Source organism: Bacillus sp. 05T31 (assembly GCF_056396725.1).
This window is the reverse complement of sequence record NZ_JBFTMA010001405.1, coordinates 1-437: the sequence shown is the minus strand read 5'-3', so window position 1 is coordinate 437 and position 437 is coordinate 1. Positions and strand designations below refer to the sequence as shown.

Here is a 437-nt window from a genome sequence, read left to right as displayed (position 1 = left end):
CAATTAGGAGTACACCTAGAACTTCACCCATTTCTCGTTTCAGATTATATGGATCGTTCTATTGATAAACATGCGGATATTATTTTCATGGGGGAAGTATTTGCTACCGATCATGAAATTGCATTTTTAAATGTATTTAAAAATAAAAGTTGCTTCGTAAATCGATTCATGGACCCACACTATGCAAAAMAAATTAATTGTTTACTTGATACCTTTTTATTAGAAGACAATAAAGAAAAACGGTATAAGCTCATGTATGAGATTGAAGAGTTTTTACAAGCTGAAAACATCATTTTATTTAACTATCACGTTTTAAAAAGAAAAACATACCCTTCTTCTTTAAAAAACGTAACAATTGATTCATTCGGTTGGGCGAATTTTGCGAAGTTATGGATACAGCCATCCCCGCATTAAATACGGGGATGACTGTAATTATT

Annotated in this window: 1 pseudogene; it reads left to right on the top strand. The window is 31.7% G+C overall.

What is annotated here, in order from left to right:
- Window positions 1-414 (top strand): annotated as a pseudogene (locus tag AC1DJR_RS33540) (SgrR family transcriptional regulator); the annotation flags it as partial.
- Window positions 415-437 lie beyond the last annotated feature (23 nt).